This is a genomic window from Acinetobacter sp. Ver3 (genome assembly GCF_000632455.1).
In the GTDB taxonomy this organism is placed as follows: Bacteria; Pseudomonadota; Gammaproteobacteria; order Pseudomonadales; family Moraxellaceae; genus Acinetobacter.
The window spans coordinates 14,408-36,232 of record NZ_JFYL01000030.1; the positions used below are offsets into that span (position 1 = coordinate 14,408).

A 21,825-nucleotide genomic window follows, 5' to 3' on the forward strand; every position below is an offset into this window, starting at 1 on the left:
TAGATGAAAATTTTAATTCTTTGGAAAAAATTTTCGAAGAAGTCTGATCAAAATACAATTTGTATTTTCATGCCCTTATTGAATATCAAAACTCTTATGTTTAATCATCAATAAGATAAATCATGTCCTAATGGCAAACTATTCAACAAAGCCTTTCGCTCACGCCATTGAGGAAGAAACTGATCCATATACATCACAAAACGCTCATTGTGGTGACGCTCGATCAAATGTGCCAACTCATGGACAAGAATAAACTCCAAGCATTCAACTGGTTTTTTGGCCAGCTCTAAATTAATCCAGATTCGTTTTGAAGATGGATTGGAACTTCCCCAACGGGTTTTCATTTTTCGGATTCCGATAAAATCAGGAGAAACCCCTATTTTTGGAATTAAAAATAAACAAAGCTGATTCAGTCTTTCCTGCAATTGCTGACGATAGAAGGCTTCTATAAGCTTATTCTTGTTTTGCATGGATGTTCCAGATCGAACATACATGTCGAGCCTATTTGTATTTCCCAATTCAACTTTATGCTGCCCACTCGTCTGAATTATATTCAATCTATATTTTCGCCCCCAAACATAATGGCACTCGCCATTTACCATCTCTCTCGCAGATTGTCGGGATTGGTTGATGAATGCAGATCGCTGCTTCTTAATCCATGGAATACGACTGATCACCGCCATTCGGATCGCAGTGTCAGTCATTGTTAAAGGTGCAGAGACACGCACACAGCCTTCTGGTGGCAAAACACTAAGATGCAGGTTTTTAATCGCCTTACGGTGAAGCTGGATTTCTAGCTCCCCAATTTGAAGCAATACCACTATTGATATTCCCTCTGAGCCATCGCTAGCTCCATTACCTTCTGGATATCAATATCATATCCTTGAGTCTCTTGACGCACAGCATTAGCGATTTCACGCTCTTTAAAACGATCCCCGACCCACTCCGCTTTTTTGGTATAACGAATCGCAGTGTCAATCTTAATGGCCAAGACTTCATCTTTACCAAAGTTATCAAAGATTGCTCGTTTAGCGCCGGTATCTATTGAAGATGGATAATTCGATCCCCCCTGATCAGGATGAATGACCTTACGAGCCAAATTTCGAATCTGTTCAAGGTATTCCTGGTACTCAATGGCTTTTTGTCGGCGTAATTCAATCAACTCATCCAACAATACCGACATCTGTTCGTAGTATTTCGGGTTGACCGGATTCTCATCAATAATGGTTTTACGTACATTATTTTCAATGGTTTCAGCCATGGCTTCAGGATTTCTTCGGATATCTTCCGGTAACTTGTCGATGCCATCGTTACCTTTTTCGACAATCAGCTCAATCAGGCCAATATCTTCAAAATCCATAAGTACTTCACTGTCATCGGCACGGATATACATGTCCAACAAATGACGCATTGCAGGCTCAAAACGTTTCAGCTCAACCAAATCACCACTAGCCAACTTCACTTCATCCCGAACTTTTTCATAGTGAGCAACCTCAGTACGGACTTTTTCAACATCTTCTATAGAGTAACCAGCGTCAGGCATTTCATTGGCTATATTGGCAAAAGCGCGTAGCAATTTGGCGACATTTTGATAAAGAGTCAGGCGTAGTGATTCTTTTTCACTAAGCTCATCCTGATTGCTACCCGATTCGCCACAGAAGTAATGAATATAATCTTGGCTGTTACGTGGAGATTTTACCGGTTCGCATAATGCTCTGACCATTTCTAATGCATTGTCTAAATCCAGTCTCGCCTGTTCTAAGCGATCCTTCAGTAACCCTGCAACGTCTTCCTTGTCATAGCCATCAAAAGCCCCCTGAGTGTAATCAGAGATTGCTTTATCGATGGATCTGAATAAATCTTTGTAGTCGACAATATAGCCATACTCTTTATCATCGCCATCAAGGCGATTTACACGACAAATCGCCTGAAACAGGTTATGGTCGGCCATCTGCTTATCAATATACAAATAGGTAGCCGATGGTGCGTCAAACCCTGTTAAAAGTTTATCCACCACAATCAACAAACGCATTTGTCCTGGCTCTTTGATAAAGCAGTTTTTAACTTCTTTTTCAAACTCTTCGACCCGACTCGCTGCCTGCTCTTCAGGTTGCTCGAAGTAGTCTGCTAGCATCCTACGGTAAATGTCGTACTTAAACAGCTTCTCTGTTAGTCCCTCGCCCGTTTCTTCGCCTTTGATACTCGCTGCTGTTGGCTGAAAACTGGTAACAATCGCGACTTTGCCTGCCAGATCAGTCTGACTAAACATTTCATAGGCCTTACATGCTTGATAGACGCTAGAGCACACCAACATAGCATTACCATAACCATCCATCAAACGTGGCTTGGTATCCATATCGAGTAAAATGTCGTTCACGATCTGCTGTAACCGGGATTTGCTGGAAAGCACCTTTTGCATGGTGCCCCACTTCTGTTTAAGCTGGATCTTGGCAAGCCGTGATAGCCCCCTTGTCTTTGCTTCAAACCACTCATCTACTTTTTTCTGTGAAGTAATATTCTGGTCAATATCCCTTGCTTCATAGCGCAGATCCAAGACCACGCCATCAGCAACGGCTTCATCAAATTTATAGGTATGAATATAAGAGCCAAACACCTCAATAGATTTCTTCTTATCCTTTTTCATCAAAGGCGTACCAGTAAAACCAACAAACATGGCTTCTGGTAAAATCGACTTCATTGCCTCATGTAGTTTTCCAGATTGTGTACGGTGACATTCATCAACAAACACAAACAAATCGCCCTTTGCTTTAAAATCTTTAGGCAATGACTGCTTTAACTCTTCAATAAACTCATCAGTTGCAGCATCATTTTCCGAATCAGACTGGCGACCAAATTTATGCACCAAAGAGCAAATCAACCACGGATTGGACATGTTTAAGGTTGAGACTAAATCCGCACCACTTTTCGTCCGGTAGATCTCTTCTTCTACGCCAGTGAAGACCTTTTCAATCTGTTCATCCAATTCAGTACGATCTGTCACAATCAGAACACGACTGTCTCTTACATTCTCACGTATCCATTTGGCTAACCACACCATCGTCAGGCTTTTGCCTGATCCCTGCGTATGCCAAATGATTCCACCTTCGCGTTTCGCCACATGACGTTTTGCAGCTTCAATGCCAAAGAACTGGTTATGACGGCAGGTTTTCTTAATACCCGCATCAAACACAATAAAGTCATGGATAATTTGTAAAAAACGCTGCTTGTTACAAATACGACTTAAATGAAAATCTAGTCGATGACTATAAGGATTACTAACCTCTTCTTTCCACTCTAAAAAATATTTTTCAGCAGTTTCTATCATGCCATAGCGAAGTCCCTGGGTATCATTCCCAGCCATTACTAACTGCATAGTCGTAAAGAAATTACGGATGAAATCTTTCTTCTGATTATCCAGATTCTGACGGATACCTTCAGACACTGAAACAGAGGAACGCTTCAGCTCAAGTACTCCTAAAGCGATGCCATTCACGTAGAGCACGATATCGGGACGTTTCTTATTCTCCCCCTTAATCGATACCTCTTCAGCAATCGCAAAATCATTTTCTTCTGGATTGTTCCAATCAATCAGCCATACGGTTTGATTAAGTTCACCTGCACCCTCTTTATCTTTCACACCATAGCGCAGTAAACGATAAACATCTTTGTTGGCATAATAGAGTTTCTTCCCTTCACCTAATGCGGCAGCTGCATCTAACTGACGAATCGCACGGTTGATGAGTGCATCACTCACTCCACATTTTTTTAGCCAAGTGGTCAGGATATCAATCTCAATATTTTTATTGTTCTCTCGATCCTGCCAGTCCCCTAAATAGCGATAGCCAAGTTCTTTCTGAAAAAACTGCACAATACGATTTTGTGTAATGCGCTCGCGCTGACCTACATTACTCATTGTTATTTCCTTTTTCACTGTCCATTATTAATAAGGTCAGCATTTCTTCTTCATGTTGCTCTATTTGAGCTCCCCCCCAGGTACCATCTTTCTCAAGTAACCGGATCATGCGATACAGCTTAAGGGTATCAATCTTTTTGTCTGCAATCGAAACCGTAAAGTGTTCACGCTTGGCATTTGGCTGGTAATTACTTAACCGTGAATTTTTACTATGACTAATCAAACATAAATTACCAAAGCGATCTAAATATTCTCTCGGAAGGTAGATATGACCATCCATAGGGTGCTGAGGATAAAAATGCTCAACAGAACTACGGAACGTAAATTCAAACTGTTTAATCACTTCATCTGGTTGTTCTGAGCGCAACTGATCGCACCAGATTAAATAATCCAGGTAGTTGAATACAAAATTGTTTTCAATATTTCCGAAACTTAATTTTGAAGAATCAATTTCGCTAGGAATCACTACTTCATTATGATCAGCATATATCATCTTAAAGTAGTCTGCCCCGTCTCCTGATTTCAAGAAACGAGAGAATACAAACTGTCTGGCCAGTTTCTCCAATGCTGCTAAATACTCATTCGCATTCACATGATCTTGCCGATATAGATAGTACAAAGCCCCATTTAGCCAATGCTTGTACACCATGGTCGGGGTAGATACATGAAAAGCACTCAGTAACATGAGAATTCGATGGTTAATTCCATCAAAACCATCTTCTTTATCATCAAAGGTATTCAGATAACTGACACTTTTCTCTGAATACCAATGCAAGCGTTTCAGGCTCCAATTGTCTTTACCTTTGGCAAAATCACGCTTAACAATATACTGATCAAACATGTACTTGCATTTTAATAGTGCAAATACAAAATCTTTTACCGCATCAATTGGATGATCAGTTTTTAAAATATGTAGCTCAAATTGATCGATCAGTTGCTTATCATCTAGCGGCACATCTTTATGCGACCAAACACGTATGACATGCAGTAAGAAATTAGAAAAATTAATCACGCTGTTAAAACGTTCCGATGTTAATTCAGCGTCACCATTCCAGATTTTACTAGGTGGCTGTTTTAACATCGCCATCAAACTGACCGGACCATTACTGGTGTTAGCAACATCAGTTGTCCCTATTTCTAAACAGGCTACCAATTCTGAAAAGTTCTTGGGTGTAAATTTACCCCAATCATTCGCCCCAAAAAGGGCGTGTCGCTCTTGAGGAGTAAAGCCATATTGCACATATCTTTCCATATTTGCAGTGGCATCCCAGACTTTGGTTAAGGCATAAATACTGGTATTTTTTTCGGACTCATCATTAATACGGGTCAGTACCTCCATCAACCGAGCCTTGACAACCTCGTGCTTTTCCAACTGCTCACCACGGTTGTTCATTACCTCAAAGTAATGGTTGAGATCTGTATCTTTAGGTACATGCACACGCGTAATTTGCACATGCTGAAATAGGTATTCACAAAAGTCTGTGAGCTGATCCCCCAGCGCAAGCAAGCGCTTGCATAACAGTTCAAAGCCATTCACTACATCAGCATTGTGTTCCTCACCTTTCAAGTGATGCGTTTCTACACCTTGAGCTAATGCTGTGAAAGTTGCTGTAGACTTTGGGCGGCTTTCAAAATCGATATTCGGTTTTGTGTACCAATTCATATCCGGAACAAATGCGTGATCACTGGCTAAGGTTTTTAAACAACTCGCTAATAGTGACAAGGTCGTAAACCTTTGCTGACCATCGATCACTTCAAAACTGTCATCATTACGCTCAAAGACCACCAAGGTGCCAATGTAATAGGTTTTTTTTTGTTCTCTGTGCTGATTTTTTTGCTGATAATCCAGCACATCCTGAATGAGCTGATTAATCTCACCTTCGCCCCAAGCATAATTACGCTGATACATAGGCACTAAGTAACGGTGAGAATCACTCAGCAACTGCTGCACACTAAAGGCTTGCACGAACTCACTCATAATACTTCATCTCTTTGAATAGCTTGACCAACGCATCTCCTTTGGTGTTTTTGTTTTCGGACTCTTTGATGGCTTCTTGTGGCCATGCCAGGAGTTCATTTGGTCCTACGGAATGTTTAATCAAACTGAATACATTTTTTGTTAATACATAATTATCAACCGTTGCAAGTTGTACAACCTGCTGGCGGATGCGACAGCTATAAGCCCAGATAAACAGCTTTTCAATCGCCTGTGACAACCCATCTGCACCAAATTTATCCAGATAAAATACGATCGCACAATCAAACATGACCCGAACATATCGATCCCCTGTTCGAGTCCGTTCTGGATAACTGTTGAGAGTATGAAGAATTTTGCTTGCTAACGGCTCTAATGTTGTCCCTAATATCTGGATAGGCTGCTTATCATCTAAACGGTATTCACCTTTTACAATCGCAGAAACCTGTTGCTGATAATGCTCAGCCATTTCAAAGAACCGACGACCATTAATGATCATCTGGTCTAAATGAAAGGGAAAACCCATCATCTGACGATCAACTTTACGTTGATACTGCTGGTTATAATCATCCACAAAATGATGGGCTATACGCAGCGACTCCACATAGGGGTAATGGCCTACTCGATCAAGATTAACCCCTTTAAACAGAGACACCTGATTTTTTCCAAAGTAACGGGCAGACTTTCCCTGTGCCCAGCGGCGAATACGGTATAGATAGTTGGCAAACAGACTCGCCAGATCATCACTGCGGAGCCCTTCCCAGTGAGCCACTGACTGGGCTTTTAAATGATTTTCTGCATCTGCAAACTCACGCAAATGATAAGCTTTTAACAGATCATGGGGCTCCAGATCACGACCACGCGCATTTTGTGAGTCAAAGAACTGGAAGGCCTCTGACACATCATCCAGAACAAAGATCACCAACTGACAACGATTTAATAAAAAGTCGATATTAGTCTCATTAAAATCATTTCGTGCCACGATTCGCTTAGCGGCCAGAAAATTCTGATGTAAGTTCTGGTGAGAAATATCACTGGAAAAATGCTGGTGTTGCATGAAGGCATTTATCGTCGGTTCAAGAGCGATCAGTGCCTGCTTGAGATCCTGCCTTTGCAGTTTCGACAACTTTTCATCAATCACTGCCAGAACAATCAACAGTAAGGTTAAGGTTCGCTGCTGACCATCTACAATATCCAGCTGTCTCTGATCATGATCACCATGTTGATGAAAGACTACCGAGCCCAAACGATAGGCTGATTTATCCTTATATTCACGTAAATCAGTAAACAGCTCATTCAGGTTTTTTTGTGTCCACTTATAAGGCCGTTGATATGCTGGAATAGATAAATTTGGCAAAGCCAATAGCTGTTTGACAGAAATGATGCTCTTATCAAGCTGAGCCATGATGGTCACCCTCTGGCTTTACCAACCTTATTTTCCCCGTCAACAATTCCTGCATCATGCCTTGTTTAATTTGACGGGTTTTATTAAGACGTTGTTCCAATACCTGAAGTTCTTTGTCCATATCGGAAAGAATAATAGCGATGGCAGACTGTTCTTCTTTCCTTTTAGGCATGGCAACAACGAACTCAGCCATATCTTTATTGGTAATTTGATTAATCGTCGCTCCCATACGTTCATTAATTTGTTCTTGAATCAAGTTTGATTGAAACTGATAAAAGATAAAATTATTAACATCAGAGCGATAAATAGACATAAATGCACCGAAAGCAGCTCCCACGGTTGCTTTATCAATTAATGCACATTTTCCTATAAGTTGACGACTACCATTTCTAACACAGACAAGAATATCCCCTTCTTGTACCATAACCCTTTCAGGCAATTGCATATTAACGAATACATTATCGTGATATGCAAGCTTTCCATTTTGGACGTTTGATGACCTTAAAACTAATGTACCGAATTCGGAAACATCTTTAGGTGAATAGGTCAAGCCAATAACTGTCTGACCAATTTCTCCTAGTTTCACAACCTCCCAATCCTCCGGAATCTCTCCCAGCTCACTTTGCTTATATCCTTTTTTTGAGCCATCTTCACGCAAAGCGAATTGCGGCAAACGGGTTCGTCCTGTCAGCAACTGCTGCATGGTTGCGGTTTTAATGGCTTGTTTTTTGGTGATCAGTTTTTCTAATTCGCCAATCAGTGCATCGACATCAGATAGGGCGTTGGCGATGGCGGTTTGTTCTTTTAGATTACTTGGACAAGGAATCAAATAATTTTGTAATGCCGAAAATGGAACTCTTCGATGACCTGCACTACCAACCATTTCCAACTCAAGGGAAATTCTTAAGTTTTTCCTAGTTGTCCAGAAGTAAATAAAATTTGAATTAGCACATTTTTTTGCGCGAACAACATGAAACTCCGTACTTCCAAATCCAATATTTGTCAACAAGTTAGATGAATAAAAGCCTTTTCCATTTTCAAAACAGGGTGTTATTTTAGCTACCAACACATCCCCTTTTTCAAAGTAGGTGAAACCAGTTTTTACTTTTTCAAAAACTGTTAAATGTTGGTTTATTAATTGAGCACTCTCACTAACGTCCTGCATCCCTACAAAAGACACAATCTCATTTGATTTTAGCGTTTTTCTAGATATAGACTGCTCAAATAACTGCCCAAAACGCACCACCTCCCAATCCTCTGGAATCACCCCAACTTCAGTCTGCTTATATCCAGTAGGCACAACACTCACTGTAGTTTTAGCAAGATATTTTGTCACGTCAGTTACCTGTTGTTGACTCATCGCACCCACTCCAAGCCCATCGCTTTAAGATGATCTGCTACTTTATCACTCAAGCTATCAACAGATCTGCTAATCGTAGGCAATGACTCAGCATAACGTTCATCCAGTTCTTTCACTCGGTTGGCCAACTGCTGTGTCACTCGTTCAATTTCAGCTTCAATATTAGCTTTAAGGGTAGCGAGCCATTTATCTTCAACCACCAAGGTCTTGATAGCTTGCTCATCCAGTTGCGGATATTGTTTGAAGACCAATAAATCGAGTGCATCTTGCAACTGCTTCAACTCTTTTTTCAGTTTGGCTTCTTGATCAAACAGTTTTTGTACCTGTTTTAAAGCGGTAATTTCCTCTTTGTCTGTTGTGACTTTCATGCGAGCTTTTACAGTGGCTGCTGTCACTTTCCCCTTGTCATTTAAGGCATCAGCCAATAAATCTTCTTCACCGCCATGCTCTTCGATATAACTTTCTAGCTCTTGGCTGACAGTATCGAGTTCAGCTTGCTTCGCATCGAGTTCAGCTTGTTCTGTTGCAAAATAACGTGCAACGATTAAAGATGGAGGAATAACTTCAGCTTTGTATTTGTCCTTATCAATAACAAGATCAGGGCTTTCTTTGAGCTTTTCACCTTTAGCAGCAACCAACTGGCGTAAAATTTTGGCAGCAGACCATCCATCCTGAGTCAGAATAAATACATCGTCCTGCATCACTCCTTCCCAATAATCCATCAGGATCTGGTAAATATCATATTTACTCAATAACTGCATATCGGCATAACTTTCCAGCAAGTCTTCACTGATACGATGAATAATTGCTTTCGGCTGTTCACCCACCTGAATATCTTTGAGTGCTGAACGCTCATACCACGCGGTAAATGGCTGAAGACTTTGCTCAGCAAAGGTCTTAAATTCAGCATGATTTAAAATCGTGCTTTTCACCTGAGCTGCTTCTATAAGTGACTTCGCGTAACCTTCCCGATCATCAGAAAAAAGTGTGGCACGAAGATTTGGAAACGCTTTCCAATAATCATCTAGTGCCTCGATATCACGTTGTGGAATTCCGCCTTGTAAATGTGCAGTCAGATCATGTAGGTCTTCAGGTTCACTTGAATCGATATAACGAGGAATATTCAGGTTGTAATCATTAGCTGCGATTTCACTTAATGTCACCATGCGGCTATAGCGAGGTAATTCAAGCTGATTAGTAAAGGCATCAACGACTTTATGAATATCTTGGCTACGCAGGCGATTCTTATTGCCATCTTTAATAAAGCTTTTGCTTGCATCGACCATAAAGATGCCTGTTCTTGCCTGAGCCTGTTCTTTATCAATCACGATAATACAAGCAGGGATACCCGTTCCATAAAACAGGTTTGCAGGCAGACCAATAATGCCTTTGATATAGCCCTGTTTAATCAAGTTCTCTCGAATACGTGCTTCGGCATTACCACGAAAAAGTACACCGTGAGGTAAAATAACCGCACCTTTACCAGTACTTTTTAGACTTTTAATAATGTGCAGCAGGAAAGCATAGTCACCATTCTTTTCAGGTGGAACACCCCAGACAAAACGCCCAAACTCATCCTGATCCGGATTGATACCACTGGTCCAGTTCTTGCTGGAAAATGGAGGGTTGGCTACAGCGAAGTCAAAGGTTTTTAGTTGACCATTGGCATCTTTCCATTGTGGATCAGCAATAGTATTGCCTTGCCAAATCTTTGCAGTAGCATTGTCATGCAGAATCATGTTCATACGCGCCAATGCACTGGTGGCATTATCCATTTCCTGACCAAAAATCGACAGGCCACGTGGTGCCTCATCACTCGCTTTTAAAAGTAAAGAGCCTGAACCGCACGTTGGGTCATACACGGTCGCATCTTGTGATGTACTGACACTAATACCAACCACCTTGGCTAGAATACGAGAAACTTCGGCAGGCGTATAAAACTGACCTTTCGACTTCCCAGACTCTGTTGCAAAGTGACGCATTAGATATTCATAGGCATCACCAAGCAGATCATCACCTTCTGCTCGGTTGGAAGACAGATCAAGCCCCTCAAAAATACCCACCAGCTTAGACAAGCGATCAATCATTTCCTTGCCTTTACCGAGCTTATCTTCATCGTTAAAGTCTGCTACATCAATGACACCTTTAAGATCATTTTCCTCAGCCAAGGCACTGATAATTTTATTGATCTTGTCGCCAATTTCTTTATCACCTTTAAGAGTAACCATGTCATCAAAACTTGCACCTTCTGGCACAACGATCATTCCGTAAGGATTACCTTTATATTTATCAGACACATATTTCATAAATAACATGGTCAGAACATAATCTTTATACTGACTCGCATCCATGCCGCCACGGAGTTCATCACAACTTGCCCACAACGAAGAATAGAGTTCTGTTTTCTTAATAGCCATGTTTTACGTTTCTCAAACTAATCACTTGAAATATATAGTTTTTGAGTCTATTAACTCAAAATATTCAAAAAAAATAGGATCTTAGTTTATCTATTTAACCCTATTCTTGCTCTCACCTTAATATGCCATTTTTCGACTATCAAAGTCGTAAGCTGTCAACAAAAATTCACTCTCTGCAACAACCACTATGCCACCTTTATCTCTCAACTTTTTAGCGCTTCTAAGTTTACGCTCTAAATCACCAATTGATTGTTCAATCATTTTACAATTGAGCACCCAACAATCCTTTTCGATTTCACTAAGTATTTATGAAACTTTCTTAATGAATAACTTTTTAGTGTAAAATGAACCCACATCAATATAAAAACAATTATCAATTTGCACAGGCTCTCGTACGATTGTATGCCCTAGATAGATTTCATCAATTTTCGTAACAACATCATATTGATCAGAATAATTTCTTAATCTACCTCGTCCCCAAAGTGCATTTTTATAAGCAGAAGTTACCCCAGGAATTGAATAATTACCTTTCTGAATATCCTGTTTGAGAAGTTCCCAATCATTGATTTCTACGTCAGCATGGACAAATCCAATTTTTTAATACCAGTATTAATTTCAATTAATACTGGTAATTCGGAAAATTTTTGAGCAATTTGTTGTTGTTGATGTTCACTTAAATTATAAAACCATTCGCCCCCATTCCTGGAATGCATATCTCGTATTGACTTATCGGTTCTTCCTAAAATACACATTTCTTCATGATTTCCCCTGATCATATGGAACCATGGATAGTCAAGTAAAGTAATGCATTCCAGGTTTTCATCTCCACGGTCGATTAAATCACCGACACTTATTAAAATATCTTTTTGAAAATTAAATCCTAATTTATCTAACTCTTTAAATAAAATTGAATAACAGCCATGAATATCCCCTACTACAAAAACGTTAGTTCCACTTGTAAAGGTCAGACATCTAACTAAATTATTTGGAACATTCATACTTATACCCATTTTTAATAGTCATGCTAACTTCCCTAAAGATAATAGGCTCTAAAAGTGGAATTTTCTCTTAAAATACAGGAAATAAATTTGTTTGCGACATTTTATGTCGTAATGATTGTTAAAAATATATACAAATAAATCCCCAATCATTAATAATCAAAAAAACTACTAAATAAGAGGTATTAATGAAAGAAGATTTTATTAATTGGCTAAATTTTCATGCGGAGATTCTTAATAGATATAAGATTACATACTTTTTGTGGGGAATTGGTATGGTATTGATGCCAATTTCTCAATATTTATATCCCCAGATACTTAAAAGTATTTATAATTTTCAGATATTTAGCCAGTATATTTTTAGAAAATTTGTTGAAGAAAATATTAACTACTTAGTTCATGGACTTTGGGTTATTCCACTGATAATTTTTATGTTCTTCTTTATAGTTGGTCTTAAAATTCATCAAGAAAATATTGAAAAAATATATAAATATTGATTTTATAAACAGCATATCCTAAATACACCATATGAATTGAATGAGTCATTCCCTGAGCAGAATTTCTGCTCAGAGAAAAATTAATGACTTAGCACTTTAAAAAATGGCGTGTTCAAGAATTTCCAAGATTTTTCGTGACACAAATCCTTTTCTTCTAATTGAAAGTTAAGGAAGTAATGGTCAAAAAGAATCATTCAAGGAGTTGTCAGCAACCACCTTGACTCGCCAATCTGCATCATCTCTCAATTGGTTTGCTACCCCTTTGTGTTGAGCACAAATAACTCTCACCTCCCAAGAGACATCATTCATTAATTGCACTGCTAAATCTTCCCAGATTGCACAACCTGCACGTACTTGCCAATCAGAGCTATTAATCATTAGTTTGGCGAGATGGTGAGAGCTTTCAGCACAACTTTGACGAACGAGAGGACTAGGATCGTGAATTAATTCCGGAGCTAAAGTTTCCCATTTAGCACACATTGCACGAACATTTTCATCAGGGTCATTTATCAGCCTAGCAGCTAGATGTTCATGGTTTTCTGCACAAACCTTACGAATAACTGGATCACTGTCATTAAAAAGCAATTCAGCACATGCTTGCCATTTTGCAACACCTTCCATTCGAACAAAGGTGTCAGAATCATAAACTAACTGTAATGCACACTCTTCCCAAGTGGCACACAAAGCACGAATTAGAGGATTTGCATGCCTAATTTGAGTTAACGCAAATATCTTATCAGACACTATTCTTTGAGATTCTTCTTGCAGGTCAGACTCTTCAACTACTTTGTCATTCATTAATTTATACTTTCCTAGGGCTTTTTTTGTACAAACCGATCTGTAACAGCTTATTCAGCAATATAATTCTCAGGTGAATAAGCCTACACCTAAAATCTATCGTACTTCCAACTAGAAAGCCTATATCCAACCTTGTTAATTTTCATATTGCTCTCGACCAGAAGATTATTTCGATTTGTTGTAATTAATAAGTTAAAAACTTAAAAGTTACATGTAACGTATGGGGAAATTTCATTTAAATGAGACACAAATTATGGGGTCTTTTAAGTGTTACTTTAGGGTGTAGTCTAAAGTAACACCTTGAACTTTTGCAACAGTGCCCTTAAATTGCTATACACACCAATGGACCAAGCCGGTTCACGTTCTCTTGCATAACTGCAACTTTATTGAAGTTCACATGCTTCAAGATCGCTTTCATCGGCTCCGACATGCCTTCGGTTTCCGACAAATCCGAAATGTACTCTGACTGGTCTACATACTTATAGAAGTTGTTATCAGGGTGTTGTTCTTTAATGCTTTGCCAACATTGGGGAACCATCACAGAGACTGGTCTGATCAGGTTGAAATTATTGGCGATATTCAACCCATACAGGTCGAAATCGGTATACACCGCTACCGGACATTCTTCTGGCAGAACTTCAAGCAACTGATTGACTGACCGGCAGTTCTTACCATGCCCCCTGTAAAGGAATAGGCTGTCTTGCCATTCGAGTGGAACTTGCTGATACCAGTCCGAAATCCGTACAAGCATAGTGCCATTCTCAATAATGATCAGCTTCCTGATTTTTTCTACTGCAAGATGCTCTAAGGACACGGCTGTTGTCACGCCAGGATGTGCAATGTGCATCTCACCGGACTTTAACGGTAGTTGTGCATTGATCGCAGCAAACCAAAGCTGCTCACCGAAAACGCTGGCATTGCCAGACTTTTCATCTATACGATGATCAGCAAGCGATATTCGGTCTGCATTGGAGTCATACGTTACCTCTGGCTCCGTTTTTACATGCTTTCCGTACAGAACCCGAAGCACATCAAGATCTGATTCACTTAGATGCAGCTCACGTTTGATGATGCTGCCGATCTGCATGTCTTTGTTCAGCATTGTCCATGTCTTGTTAAGCTTCACCACTCTGGTTTTAAGCTGTAAAACCGTCTGAATGATTGAGAGTTCTCTTTGCCCTAAGCGCATTGCATCACCTTTCCGTTGCTGTCTTTGCGACGAAACACGATATCTGAAATGTAGTAGTTGCCATTATATTTAGCATCCGTTTCACCCACTAACTGCAACTCAAGATGGTTTGAGTGGTTGAGTTCAAACTCATACAGGAGGCGACTAATCCAGTATTCAAATTTGCATCCAGGCTCTAGGCGTATGTAGGCGTTCTTTGCTGATATTTCATTGATTGCCGGACTGCCAAAAGCGTCAAAGAAGAAAAATGCAGCTTTATCCAGAGGTGAGACTGCCTTCACTATCGTATGCGTTGCCTTCTCTACCGGTGGGCGTTTTTTTTCAACAACTGGACCATCTTTTTTAACACGCTTCTGATTGGCTGTCTGAGCTACCGCAGATAAAGTGTTCTCAAAATCCTCAAGGTAGATATCGGCACGAGCTTTCAGCTTGATAAGTGGTACACGACGGAAGCTATCAGGTGCCTTGTTGAAATCAATATCGGCATTCAGCGTCCGGTTGTTGGCAAAATGACGGTGCAGCGCATCAATCAGATTGATTCGCTCCTGGGTTTTTATGTCCTTTTTCCATTCAAAGAGTTGCTTGTCCAGTCGGTGATGGCTGTGGTTCATTTCTTCAATGGCTTCAAACACGCTTGGCTTGAGACGTTTGGAGATCACTCTCTGCAAGTCTGCATCACCTACCGCCAATTCATCCATCGTATTTGGTGAAAGGATTTCCAGTGCCGTAATTAGCATTTTGGCAGTCTTTAAGCTTTGTTCAGCCTTACGCATTTTCATGTCGTAGTTGTTGAACAGCGACAGATACTCAAAGCACTGATCGGCAAAATTGGTCATGTTCTCGCTGATATTGTTTGAAAGCTCAATAATCAGGTCACTTGCTTCAACCTTTAATACTTCGGCACTTTCCGGGTCCTCGACTTTTGACAAGGCATAGTCGGTACTCACCGTTTTGATACGATCAATCAGACCGCTAATGTCGGGTGCGGAAATGTTGCGTTTCTTTCTGTTTTTATAGAAATTCACAAACTCAATGACGAAGTTTCTTAGATGCAGCGTGTTTTTTTCTGCATCCAGATACCCAAGATCGCAAGACAGCAAATTATCAATCAAGGATTTGTTTGATTCATTGACCTGAATAGACGAACTGGTAAACATGATTGCTTCGGCAATAGCATCAATGTTTGCAGAGAAAACCTTCGCCCCACGTTCAGCCGGATTCACGAAGTCGATCATAGTAACTCGCCCTGCTCCACATCATCTGTTTGAGTGATATCAATCGCATTGTGTTCGGCAAGGTACTCAGCTTCATCGTAGAAAATCGACCAACGTGAAGTTGCCAAAAACTCAGTACCCACAACCCCAACCGGCACTAAATATTCGCGCTGTACCAAAAACTGAATAACACCGTTGATCTGGTCTTTCACTGTGCTTGCGGTCTTACCCAACTTTGCAGAGAGTTCTTTTAGCCCTTTTTGGACATGCTTGGACTTCTCCACTTCAACCAGGATTTCACCAGACGTAATTCTGTCGCCTCCAATCAGAGGTTCATTGCGCCCCCCTGCCTTTCTGAACAGTCGCAGCCAGTCCACAAGTGGCTCCATTTTGCTGACGTTTTCCTCAAACTGTTTGGTGATGACCTTTTTGATCTCAGGGTCACTTTCAATATCAAGGTAAATCAGGAAATACCCACCACCGCACGGTGTCTGAATACACTTTTTGCCTAGAAAACTAATATGGTTGTTTAGTTGATCTAAAAATTCGACATCATTCAAAAACTCAAAGTTCTCAAAATCACTCCACTGGTCAATTAGATAACCTTCTAATAATTTGGTCGCTACTTTTGTTAATCGTTTATCAGCCATTTAAAATTCTCCACTTTTTCCCTATTAGACTGGTTCTGCTGCAAGCAATGGGTTATCGCCTTCGATTTCCAGTGGAACAACAGTGCTGACACCATTGGCTCCAACAATGTAGAGATTCTTAAACTTGTGGTTAGAGGTTGAATTTTCCGGTTGAGCACAGACCAGATAGATTTTGTTATGGTCCATCATGTCGAACAGCAAATTGGTGTTGATCGCATCAAAGTTGCCAATCTCGTCAAGCGGGATATGGATGTAGGTCGAGTTATCAGGGCATAACTTCCGTGACAATGCGAGGAACATGATCAGCACCAGAATACGTGACGTTCCTGTACTCCCTGCACTGGTAAAGTCGTTGTCAGTACGCAGCTCGGCAAGACGACCATTGTTCATCACGCTCATTTTCAGACGTACCATAGAGCGGATATCATCAGTATGTCCTTTGGTGCTTTCAATTGCCTTTAAGGTGTATTCACAGCAACGAATGAAATCCTCGCTCGGAATGGAGCTGCTTTGCATGTTTTCAAAGGATTGATAGTCCTCACACTGCAAAACAAACTGATTGAGCTGATCTAGGGTGTTCTTGTCATTCAGCACACTTTCCAGATTCATTGAGAAGTCAGTGAATGCCTTGAACTTGTTGCTACGGTTCAGGTAGCCAGACAGTTCCGTAGATACGCTCTTTAAACGCTTATTTAGATTAAGGATTTCCTGAATATAGTTACGCAACTGAGCCGATTTATTACGGAAAATGTTTGTGACTGCATCATGCTTTTTCGGCAAGTCGTAGTCCATGATGCTTTCGATGGTAGACATGGAGTTAATGGTGTTCATGGTTTCACTGGTAGTCCCCATACTCTCCATCTTTTCCTCAAACAGCTTGAACAGAGAGAAGGCTTCATATTTGCGCAGTAATGCCTTAGAAGCGTTTGTCTGCAAGCGTAATTGATAAATCTGTTTCTTCTGTGTATCAGCCAACGTACCCAGATCACGAGAGAAGCTGTCGAAGCTTAAAAACTCAGGTCGATCTACCTCTACCAATAGGATATCGTCATCGAACAGGTTTTCGATTTCACGCCCCTGTTTATCCAGCTTTTTGATTTTCTCCCTGAAATCTTGTGCACTCGCTTCAAGATTGTCCACTCTTGTACGAAGGGAGGTTCGGACTTGTTCAAGCTCACTTTCCAGTTTGGAAAGATTGTGGCTGTATTCAGATACAAGTTTCAGAGCTTGGTTCATGTCCTCGATATGGTTCTGCTTGTACTGATAGTGGTTTTTCTTCCACATATCGTACTCAGCCAAAATGCTTTCATAGCCTTTGACTTTGGTGTGCTGTGCAATCGCAGCCTTGATCTTCATTTCTGCCTGTTTCAGGATATTTTCATCCACGCCTTGCTCACGCAGTTTGCTGTGATACAGGTTGGTCAAATCATCCATCTTGGCTTGATAGCTGCTCTCTAGCTGCTTTTCCTTTGTGGCAATCAGGTCAAGCTTGATACGCAAGTCTGCATAGGACGCATCATAGCTCTCCTTTAAGCCATTTTTTTCAAGCATGTTGGCTGATCGAAGCTCACCACGTTTCTTCGGCTCAATCTGATTGTTGAAAGTTTGCAGCTCGTATTTCGCTCTATTTACAGCTTCTTGCTCAATACGTGTAGCTTCTGCCTTCTTCGCTTTCAGCTCTTTCTCAGTCTGGTCATAAACCTGTCGGGCTTGCTGCTTCTCGTTTTGCAGGGTATTTAACTCATTTTCGAGTTTAACAACTGCAATATTGGTCTCGTTGATCTCTCTATGGATGGACTGAGCCAGATGCGATTGCTTGTCGTACTGCTCAACCAAAGAAGCCGTGTAAATCTCGGCATCTTTCAGACGTATTTGTAGTTGCTCAAGACTGTCGGCTTCCCCTGGAATCTCCAACTTGTTCAGGTCTATTTCAAGACCATAGAGGCTTAGCGCATTGGCATTCACGCCAGTTTGCCAGACAGGGTTCAGGTTGGTTTTGAAGAAAAGCTCAGGATTGATGACCTTCGCAATGGTAGTACGCCAGTCCACATCTTCATTCAGTGCATCATTCAGGAACCGTAGCAAGGTGTCTTTCTGGAACAGGGTTGTACGCAGATTCTCTTCTGACTGCTTGGCTTTCTCAAGCTTGGCTTTTAATCCATTAAGATCATACTGCGCCTTGTTTTGATCAAAATTAAGTTGTTTAAGCTTGTTTTGAGCCGCTTTCAATTCGTCAGACTTTGCAGACAAGGTATTCTCTTTGACTTCATAAGCCAACTTGAGGCGCTGTAGCTGTAGGTTTTCTTCATCCGTAAACAGTGTTGATTGGTGCATGCGCTCCATAGCTGCTGACTGGATATCCAGAAGCCTTTGACGTTCACTGGAAATTTCTTGATCAAGAATTTGGAGCTGTTCAGCCTGTTTGCGCTCAAGCTCTTTCACCTTGAGATCAAAGCGGTTTCGCAACTGGTTGATTGCCTCCTGAACCTCGTTAGATTCAGCATTAAGGGCTTCACTGGATGCCATTTTTTCACGAAGCAAATCTGCTGAATGCTTGTCGTACTCGCGGTTGATATTTTCGTAGCTTTCAGTCAAAAACTGTTTGTATTTCTTCGCTTCTTCAATCTCGTTGAAGTAGTGCGCACGTTTCTTATATTCCTGTTCCATGACGGAAATATTCATGTCTTGATAACGTCTTTCCGCAACTTCAATATCATGAATTGCCTGTTTAAAGTTACCTGCAGACTTTTCTTTTACTGCAATCAGCTCTTTGACTTGTACAATCTGGTTATTCAGGTTACGGACTGTCTCATTCCCTTTGTTCTTTACCGCATAGATTTCATGCTCTATCGAACTGATCTGCTGCTCGTAGTTCACCACATGGTCCCGGAGTACCAACAGGTGTGCATGAAGCGCATTAAAGGAGGCTAAGACCGCATTCTTTAACTGAATGCCAGAGATAATCTTCTGCTTTTCCGATTGAAGGCTTTGTAAGGCTTTCACATCATTGATGGTTGCTAACCAATCTGCGGTAGAGGTTGGTTTTGTTTTGATTTTCTCGTTGTCCAAATACGCTTCAATTAACATGGTTTTGAAGTTTGAGACAACATTGTTCTGGTTAATCGTTACCTGGGTCAGATTGCTCAGGAATTTTAGCTGTTGTTTGCTTCCAGACAGTGAATAGCGGTTGCATAAATCACGAAGGTTTCTTTCACCTGTCAGTCGTGATTTATCTGCAGTCAGCGTATAGATATATTCAGGGATGCTGTCGATCTGACGGCTCACATCAACGCCAGATTTATAAACCTGATCAAATACGTCTTTCACATTCTGAGAAAGACCCAAGATTTCCAGACTGCTCTCACTTAATAGCGTATCTTCCGCGCATCCATCAACAAATCGGTAGTTGTGCTTGCCCTGATTATTATTGCGATACAGCACCACACACTTTGTACCTGAGTGAGCAAGGTATTCAAAAATCACCATGCTTCGACTGCTCGGCAAATAGTAGTCTACGAAATTTTTCTTGTTTGCAGCTTTCTCTATTAACCCATTTGGTGAGGCACCAAAGAAAATAGGAATCAGGTTCAGGAATGAGGTTTTCCCTGCACCGTTGATACCGGTAATGTTTGTATGACCACCACTAATATCAACTCGGAATAGTTTAGATGAAAGAAAAGAATCATAAAGAATGATTGACTGTAAACCTTTCATAGAGGTTTCTTGAGGGTTAATAATACTCATTATATACCTTTTATAAATATTCATAAGTCTAATGGATACTTTAATTTTAAATAAAAACTGTAACTTTCCCTGATCTTATACTTTTATTAAATATAATGGCGGTTATCCGACATAGACACCAACATATCAAACCGTCCGCTAAGAAAATTGCAAAAGCGCATATTCTAAAAGCGGACATTTTTACTTTGGAGAAACCGGACATTTCTACTTTGGGCTTACAACACTTGTATATTAATTGAAATATCAGCAACTTATTAAAATCAGAAAAATGCAAAAATGAGCAAAAAGCCGATTTTGAAACAAGTCGGCTTTTTTATGAGCAGTTTTGATAGTTCTTGCCAATAATTCTGTATAGAAAATGATCAATTTTGGCATTTTCCCAATGTTCTCAGCTCTTCCAGGGCGAAAACTATCCCCAATTACTGTGGATGAAATTTAGGCTATTTTGTACGCCCTGGCGCACAACAATCTCGGCTCTTTGCGGCTACCTGGAACAGTGGAATTTTCCTATGATGAAGCCATAGAGAACAGGATGTTCCAAACAACAAGAATAAGAAAGATCGCACCAGGAACGTGAGGTAAGACAGGAGTCATACTTAGCAACCCAATATGAAAAACCCCGGCAGGATGTCGGGCTTTTTTATTGCCTATCCTTTCTCATTTGCAAAACAAACATAATGCCCCTAAAATATAGACTATAATCTATATTTTGGTTGTGGTATGTGGACAGTCATTACGACAGATCTATTTAATCAGTGGCTTGAACAGCAAGATGAACCTACACAAGAGAAGGTCCTAGCTGCCCTGGTTGTTCTACAGCAGCAGGGACCGAGTTTAGGCCGTCCTTTAGTAGATACTGTGTATGAGTCTAAATTTACCAATATGAAAGAACTGCCTGTTCAACATCGCGGTAGACCCTTAAGAGCTTTCCTCGCATTTGATCCCTTACGACAGGCTATTGTTCTATGTATTGCTGATAAAGGCGGTAAAAAGCGTTTTTATAAAGACATGCTGGATATTGCAGATGAACAATACCAACTTCATCTCACTACCCTAGGAGATAAATCTAATGGCTAAGACTCTGCAAGAATTGTTAGCTAGCCGCTCTCCAGAGAGCCAAGCCCGTATTCAAAAAATGGCTGATGAATTACTGCTAGAAAATCAGCTTCATCTTATTCGTGAAGAACTCGAAATTTCTCAAAAAGAGCTTGCTGAAACTTTGGGAATAAAACAGCCATCGCTTTCAGCAATAGAAAATCGTGGCAATGATCTTAAGATTTCAACCATGAAAAAGTATGTTGAGGCAATGGGTGGGAAGCTCCGTATTGATGTAGAGCTTCCAACAGGAAAACATATAGGATTCAACGTTTAACAATAAAAATGGGAGCTATAGGCTCCCATTTTTAGATTCGTATAACGTTGAACCCAACGGTAAATAGTCGTGTGATCAACATTCACACCCCGTTCGGCCAGCATTTCCTGCAGTTCACGATAGCTAATGCCATATTTACAATACCAGCGCACAGCCCAAAGAATGATTTCGCCCTGAAAATGCCGACCATGGAAAGGATTCATATGCTGCACCTTTAGCTAAAACAGTCTTCAGCTTACCATTCGTGGTTATTTGCAACAGTGCCGATTTTTTGAAAAAAGCATAGGTCTAGA

The 21,825-nt window shown here is 40.5% G+C and carries 15 protein-coding genes and 2 pseudogenes; 3 read left to right on the forward strand and 14 right to left on the reverse strand.

Annotation, left to right across the window (positions count from 1 at the left end; all coding sequences use genetic code 11):
* Positions 1 to 107 precede the first annotated feature (107 nt).
* The 8 genes and pseudogenes from CL42_RS09280 to CL42_RS09315 all read right to left on the reverse strand — a co-directional run bounded on the left by CL42_RS09280 (position 108) and on the right by CL42_RS09315 (position 12,068).
* Positions 108 to 824: a M48 family metallopeptidase gene (locus CL42_RS09280; protein ID WP_416202020.1), complete on the reverse strand. Its 717-nt coding sequence runs from the start codon at positions 822 to 824 to the stop codon at positions 108 to 110.
* Entirely contained in the window at positions 821 to 3,913 is a 3,093-nt protein-coding gene (locus CL42_RS09285; protein WP_035267517.1) for a type I restriction endonuclease subunit R, read from the reverse strand. The genes CL42_RS09280 and CL42_RS09285 overlap by 4 nt, the downstream gene beginning before the upstream one ends.
* Complete coding sequence (locus CL42_RS09290; RefSeq protein WP_035267518.1) at positions 3,906 to 5,891, reverse strand: DUF262 domain-containing protein; 1,986 nt, start codon at positions 5,889 to 5,891, stop codon at positions 3,906 to 3,908. Before CL42_RS09290 ends, CL42_RS09285 begins: the two co-directional genes overlap by 8 nt.
* Entirely contained in the window at positions 5,884 to 7,293 is a 1,410-nt protein-coding gene (locus CL42_RS09295) for a DUF262 domain-containing protein (RefSeq protein WP_035267519.1), read from the reverse strand. The genes CL42_RS09290 and CL42_RS09295 overlap by 8 nt, the downstream gene beginning before the upstream one ends.
* Positions 7,280 to 8,653 (reverse strand): restriction endonuclease subunit S, encoded by a 1,374-nt coding sequence (locus CL42_RS09300; RefSeq protein ID WP_051586570.1) that lies wholly within the window; start codon positions 8,651 to 8,653, stop codon positions 7,280 to 7,282. The genes CL42_RS09295 and CL42_RS09300 overlap by 14 nt, the downstream gene beginning before the upstream one ends.
* Positions 8,650 to 11,070, reverse strand: a complete 2,421-nt coding sequence (locus CL42_RS09305) for a type I restriction-modification system subunit M (RefSeq protein WP_035267520.1) — start codon at positions 11,068 to 11,070, stop codon at positions 8,650 to 8,652. The genes CL42_RS09300 and CL42_RS09305 overlap by 4 nt, the downstream gene beginning before the upstream one ends.
* Positions 11,071 to 11,187: 117 nt before the next feature.
* Positions 11,188 to 11,346 (reverse strand): hypothetical protein, encoded by a 159-nt coding sequence (locus CL42_RS09310; RefSeq protein WP_212771594.1) that lies wholly within the window; start codon positions 11,344 to 11,346, stop codon positions 11,188 to 11,190.
* A 30-nt stretch (positions 11,347 to 11,376) separates the two neighbouring features.
* Positions 11,377 to 12,068 (reverse strand): annotated as a pseudogene (locus CL42_RS09315) (metallophosphoesterase).
* A gap of 188 nt (positions 12,069 to 12,256) precedes the next feature.
* On the opposite strand from CL42_RS09315, the gene CL42_RS09320 reads away from it, so the two are divergent.
* Positions 12,257 to 12,565 carry a hypothetical protein gene (locus tag CL42_RS09320; protein ID WP_035267521.1) on the forward strand — a complete coding sequence of 103 codons (309 nt, stop codon included), beginning with the start codon at positions 12,257 to 12,259 and terminating at the stop codon, positions 12,563 to 12,565.
* A 180-nt stretch (positions 12,566 to 12,745) separates the two neighbouring features.
* Here the strand turns inward: CL42_RS09320 and CL42_RS09325 are convergent, their stop codons facing one another.
* The 5 genes from CL42_RS09325 to CL42_RS09345 all read right to left on the reverse strand — a co-directional run bounded on the left by CL42_RS09325 (position 12,746) and on the right by CL42_RS09345 (position 20,160).
* Positions 12,746 to 13,363 (reverse strand): HEAT repeat domain-containing protein, encoded by a 618-nt coding sequence (locus CL42_RS09325; RefSeq protein ID WP_035267527.1) that lies wholly within the window; start codon positions 13,361 to 13,363, stop codon positions 12,746 to 12,748.
* A gap of 322 nt (positions 13,364 to 13,685) precedes the next feature.
* A complete protein-coding gene (locus CL42_RS09330; RefSeq protein ID WP_004676005.1) occupies positions 13,686 to 14,552 on the reverse strand; it encodes a hypothetical protein in 867 nt (288 codons plus the stop codon).
* Complete coding sequence (locus CL42_RS09335) at positions 14,543 to 15,787, reverse strand: hypothetical protein (protein ID WP_005100615.1); 1,245 nt, start codon at positions 15,785 to 15,787, stop codon at positions 14,543 to 14,545. The genes CL42_RS09330 and CL42_RS09335 overlap by 10 nt, the downstream gene beginning before the upstream one ends.
* Entirely contained in the window at positions 15,784 to 16,416 is a 633-nt protein-coding gene (locus CL42_RS09340; protein WP_004676008.1) for a condensin complex protein MksE, read from the reverse strand. Before CL42_RS09340 ends, CL42_RS09335 begins: the two co-directional genes overlap by 4 nt.
* 24 nt (positions 16,417 to 16,440) lie before the next feature.
* On the reverse strand, positions 16,441 to 20,160 hold the full coding sequence (locus CL42_RS09345; protein ID WP_035267531.1) for an ATP-binding protein: 3,720 nt from the start codon (positions 20,158 to 20,160) through the stop codon (positions 16,441 to 16,443).
* A gap of 720 nt (positions 20,161 to 20,880) precedes the next feature.
* Here CL42_RS09345 and CL42_RS09350 point away from each other — a divergent pair.
* Together CL42_RS09350 and CL42_RS09355 are read left to right on the forward strand one after the other, a co-directional pair.
* Positions 20,881 to 21,237, forward strand: coding sequence for a type II toxin-antitoxin system RelE/ParE family toxin (locus CL42_RS09350; RefSeq protein ID WP_035267533.1), 357 nt, complete (start codon positions 20,881 to 20,883; stop codon positions 21,235 to 21,237).
* Entirely contained in the window at positions 21,230 to 21,532 is a 303-nt protein-coding gene (locus CL42_RS09355) for a helix-turn-helix domain-containing protein (protein WP_001140620.1), read from the forward strand. The genes CL42_RS09350 and CL42_RS09355 overlap by 8 nt, the downstream gene beginning before the upstream one ends.
* A gap of 41 nt (positions 21,533 to 21,573) precedes the next feature.
* On the opposite strand, the pseudogene CL42_RS09360 reads toward CL42_RS09355, so the two are convergent.
* Positions 21,574 to 21,735 (reverse strand): annotated as a pseudogene (locus CL42_RS09360) (IS6 family transposase); the annotation flags it as partial.
* Positions 21,736 to 21,825 lie beyond the last annotated feature (90 nt).

Excerpts from the sequence above, each read along its gene's own strand:
- CL42_RS09335 (WP_005100615.1), bottom strand. The coding sequence starts at position 15,787 with ATGATCGACTTCGTGAATCCGGCTGAACGTGGGGCGAAGGTTTTCTCT.
- CL42_RS09295 (WP_035267519.1), bottom strand. The coding sequence starts at position 7,293 with ATGGCTCAGCTTGATAAGAGCATCATTTCTGTCAAACAGCTATTGGCT.
- CL42_RS09340 (WP_004676008.1), bottom strand. The coding sequence starts at position 16,416 with ATGGCTGATAAACGATTAACAAAAGTAGCGACCAAATTATTAGAAGGT.
- CL42_RS09345 (WP_035267531.1), bottom strand. The coding sequence starts at position 20,160 with ATGAGTATTATTAACCCTCAAGAAACCTCTATGAAAGGTTTACAGTCA.
- CL42_RS09325 (WP_035267527.1), bottom strand. The coding sequence starts at position 13,363 with ATGAATGACAAAGTAGTTGAAGAGTCTGACCTGCAAGAAGAATCTCAA.
- CL42_RS09290 (WP_035267518.1), bottom strand. The coding sequence starts at position 5,891 with ATGAGTGAGTTCGTGCAAGCCTTTAGTGTGCAGCAGTTGCTGAGTGAT.
- CL42_RS09320 (WP_035267521.1), top strand. The coding sequence starts at position 12,257 with ATGAAAGAAGATTTTATTAATTGGCTAAATTTTCATGCGGAGATTCTT.
- CL42_RS09330 (WP_004676005.1), bottom strand. The coding sequence starts at position 14,552 with ATGCGCTTAGGGCAAAGAGAACTCTCAATCATTCAGACGGTTTTACAG.
- CL42_RS09305 (WP_035267520.1), bottom strand. The coding sequence starts at position 11,070 with ATGGCTATTAAGAAAACAGAACTCTATTCTTCGTTGTGGGCAAGTTGT.
- CL42_RS09350 (WP_035267533.1), top strand. The coding sequence starts at position 20,881 with ATGTGGACAGTCATTACGACAGATCTATTTAATCAGTGGCTTGAACAG.
- CL42_RS09300 (WP_051586570.1), bottom strand. The coding sequence starts at position 8,653 with ATGAGTCAACAACAGGTAACTGACGTGACAAAATATCTTGCTAAAACT.
- CL42_RS09285 (WP_035267517.1), bottom strand. The coding sequence starts at position 3,913 with ATGAGTAATGTAGGTCAGCGCGAGCGCATTACACAAAATCGTATTGTG.
- CL42_RS09355 (WP_001140620.1), top strand. The coding sequence starts at position 21,230 with ATGGCTAAGACTCTGCAAGAATTGTTAGCTAGCCGCTCTCCAGAGAGC.